Source organism: Phenylobacterium sp., assembly GCF_031412415.1.
Taxonomy (GTDB): Bacteria; Pseudomonadota; Alphaproteobacteria; order Caulobacterales; family Caulobacteraceae; genus Phenylobacterium.
This window is the reverse complement of the sequence record NZ_JANOCX010000136.1, coordinates 1-3,633: the sequence shown is the minus strand read 5'-3', so window position 1 is coordinate 3,633 and position 3,633 is coordinate 1. Positions and strand designations below refer to the sequence as shown.

At 67.7% G+C, this 3,633-nt stretch carries 3 protein-coding genes; 1 reads left to right on the top strand and 2 read right to left on the bottom strand.

Going from position 1 to position 3,633, the window contains the following annotated elements; translation table 11 throughout:
• Window positions 1-716, bottom strand: a 716-nt coding sequence (gene thrB / locus RMO04_RS06615; RefSeq protein WP_309643995.1) for a homoserine kinase, incomplete at its 3' end; no start/stop codon positions are given.
• Window positions 717-878: 162 nt separating this feature from the next.
• On the opposite strand from thrB, the gene RMO04_RS06610 reads away from it, so the two are divergent.
• Window positions 879-2,744 (top strand): hypothetical protein, encoded by a 1,866-nt coding sequence (locus tag RMO04_RS06610; protein ID WP_309643994.1) that lies wholly within the window; start codon window positions 879-881, stop codon window positions 2,742-2,744.
• Here the strand turns inward: RMO04_RS06610 and ispH are convergent.
• The coding region (gene ispH, locus RMO04_RS06605) for a 4-hydroxy-3-methylbut-2-enyl diphosphate reductase (RefSeq protein ID WP_309643993.1) at window positions 2,716-3,633 on the bottom strand (918 nt) is incomplete at its 5' end. The two genes, RMO04_RS06610 and ispH, sit on opposite strands and share 29 nt — an antisense overlap.

Below are 3,633 nucleotides of genomic sequence, written 5' to 3'. Positions count from 1 at the left end.
AAGCTTCCGTCGGCCTCGAAACACCAGGCGTTCAGCGCCACGGCGATGTCGTAGGCGAAGGCGTCCACGCAGGCGAAGTAGAAGTCGATGGCGCCGGCGAACCGGCCGCCCTGGAAGAAGACGTTGTCGGGGAAGTAGTCGGCGTGGACGATGCCCTGTGGCAGGCCCGAGGGCCAGCGCGCCGCCAGCCTGTCGAGGTCGCCGGCGATGGTCGCGGCGAGGCCGGGCTTTAGCCCCTCGGCGGCGTCGCGCAGCCGTTCAAACATCGGCGCCCAGGCCTCCTGGCCCAGGTCGTTGGCGCGGATCGCCGGGTAGCCCTGGGCCGCCAGATGCAACCGCGCCAGGCCCTCGCCGGCCTCGCGGCAATGGGCGGCGGTAGGGCGGCGAACCGACAGGCCCGGCAGGAAGGTGACGATCGCCGCGGGCTTGCCCCGCACCTCCTTCAGCGTGCGGCCGGCCCGGTCGGCCACCGGCGCGGCGCTGGGATAGCCGTGGTCGGCCAGCCAGCGCAGAAGATCCAGGAAGAAGGGCAGCTCATCGGCCCGCACCCGCTTCTCATAGATGGTCAGGAAGAACCGGCCGGCCTGCGTCTCCAGCATGAAGTTGGAGTTCTCGACGCCTTCGGCGATCCCCTTGAACGCCAGCGGCGCGCCAAGGTCGAAGTCGGCCAGGAGCCCGTTCAGCTCCTCGTCGGTGATGTCCGTATAGACCGCCATGGGTCGGCTGGATGGGGGAGCCAGGGCGGGCGGTCAAGGCCGGACGCGCGCCGCGCGCGCCGACGCGGCCAATATCCCGCCAAGCGGTCGTGCTTGACGTCGAAACGCATAAGTTGATCACTATGCTTGTGGCGCCGACGTCGCGCCCCAGGGAGCAGGGCGATGGACAACGCCAAGGTCGAAACAGCCGCTGAACGAACCCGCGAGGAGCGGTCCGTCGAGCGCGTGGCGGTGATCTTCACCCACGGCCAGGGCGAACAGGTTCCGATGCAGGATGTGGTGGAACTGGCCCACAGCATCTGGACGCTGAACGGCGAGTCGGCGCTGTCGGACCCGCCGATCAATCGCGGGGTCTGGAGCGTGCCCGTCTACGACGCCGACATGTCCGAGCAACGTCGCCTGGTCACCAGCACCCTGCGTCGCGAGGGCGAGCCGGACCTGCAGGTCGACTTCTACCAGTTCTACTGGGCCGACCTAATGCAAGGCAATCGGCTGGTCCACGTCTGGCGCTGGTTCATGGACCTGATGAACCGGGACCAGGCCGAGGTCCCGGAGCCGCTGACGCCGATCCGGAAGCTGGCGATGGCGTCGGCCTTTTGGGTCGGACTGGTGGCGTGGCTGTTCGGTCTTGTCACCGCTGTTCGCCTTTGGAACGCCGACCTCCTCTCGTGGTCGAATTTCTGGGCGCTGTTGATTGTCTTCCTTCTGGCGGCTCAGGCCTACTGGCTCAGCAGACGCCCAGACCGGGCCAAGGCGCTCACGGCCGGCGTCATCCTGATCGCCGCATCGCTCCTGCTCGGCGCCTTCACCGTACCGCTGCTCCAGAACCAGTGCCAAATGGTGGAGCTCGTTCAAAAGGGGCCGGGCTGTTTCGGCTACGACCGCGAGGCCTACGCGTCGCTCACGCCCCACGTCTCGACCCTGTTGGCCACCGCCCACAGTCTCATCGCGGCTCTCATGATCGTGGTTCTGATCGGACTGGCCTTCCTCGGCTATGTCTTGAGCCGCACGTTCTTCGTGCCCGTCATGGCGGACTCGGCGCGAATGCTGCGCGCCACGCCGGAGAACCTTCCGGCCCGCGACCGGATCCGCAAGCGGGGGATGGAGCTGCTGGAAGCGCTCCACAATTCCGAACGGCGATACGACCGCATCGTCTTCCTGTCCCATAGCCTGGGGACCGTCGTCGCCTACAACGTGCTCATGCAGTACTGGGGCAATGTCTACCGGCTGTTCGACCACACGGCCTCAACGGCCGAGCGCGAGGCGGTTGAGGCCGCCGGCGCGGCCCTACAGGACCTGGAGGGCCAGGCCCTGGTCGACGCCCGGCTCAGCTTCCGCTCCGCGGTCCGGGCCTATCACAAGGCGTTGTGCCATCCGAAGTCACGGCTGGATCCGGCGTCGGTGGAGTGGCGAACGACGGAGTACGCCTCGAGCGGTCAACTCCTGCGCGGAATCCTGAAGACGCTGCGCGGCCGCGCGCCCAACGCGCCGGTCGAGGAATCGCGTTGTCCCTGGCTGGTGAGCGACCTGATCACCGTTGGCAGCCCCCTGACCTATGGCAGTCTGCTGATGGCCAAGGATCACGACGACTTCAAGGATCAGGTCAGGGTGCGCCGCTACGCCGTCTGTCCGCCCTCGGAGACCGCATCCGGAAGCTTCACCTACGCCGGCAAGCCGCATCATGCCGCGGTGTTCGGCGTCACTTGCTGGACCAATATCTTCTTCGAGACCGAGAGCCTGTTCCGCGGCGACATTGTCGGGGGGCCGGTGGCGAAGGAACCGCCCGAAGGGTTCGGACGCGGACCACTGGATGTCGCCGTGCGCCGTGAGCCCGGCATGCCCGGCTTCGCCCACAGCGAATACTGGCGTTGGGCGACGGACGCCGAGGGCCGGCCCGCCGAGCATGTCCTGGCCCTTCGCAACGCGCTGCATCTCTTCGGCGACGCCGACAAGTGCGATCAGAATCTGAAGGGGCTGGCGCCGCCGCGGGGGCGCGCGCCTAAGTCGTCAACGCCCGCGGCAACTTGAAACTCACCGTTTCGCGGACGGTGTTGACGTTCTCCACGGTCACGTCGAAGGCCCCGCCCAGGCGGTCGATCAGGTCCTGGACCAGGTCTTCGGGGGCCGAGGCCCCGGCGGTGATCCCCACGGTCGAGACCCCGTCCAGCCAGGCGAGATCCAACCCCGGCGCGTCGTCGATCAGATAGGCGGCCTTCGCGCCAGACCGCTTGGCGACCTCGACCAGACGCACCGAATTGGACGAATTGGCCGAACCCAGGACCAGCAGCACCTCGGCGCGCGCGGCCACGGCCTTTACCGCGTCCTGGCGATTGGTCGTGGCGTAGCAGATGTCTTCCTTGTGAGGCGCCGAGATCTCGGGGAAGCGTTCCTTCAGCGCCGCCACGATCTCGGCGGTGTCGTCCACCGAAAGCGTCGTCTGGGTGGCGAAGGCGACATTGGCCGCGTTGACCGGCGTGTAGGCGCGAGCGTCCTCGACCGTCTCGATCAGGGTGACCGCCCCCTCGGGAAGCTGGCCCATCGTGCCGACCACTTCGGGGTGTCCGGCATAACCGATCAGCACGATCTCGCGGCCGGAGTCATGGTGGCGCTGGGCTTCCACGTGCACCTTGGAGACCAGGGGGCAGGTGGCGTCGAGATAGAGCATCTGGCGGCCCTTGGCCTCGGCCGGCACCGACTTGGGCACCCCATGGGCGGAGAACACCACCGGTCGGTCGGTCGGGCACTCCGACAGCTCCTCGACGAAGATCGCGCCAAGCGCCTTCAGGCGGTCGACCACGTGGCGGTTGTGGACGATCTCGTGGCGCACATAGACCGGGGTGCCATACTTCTCGAGGGTGCGCTCCACGATCTGGATGGCGCGGTCGACGCCGGCGCAGAAGCCGCGCGGGGTGGCGAG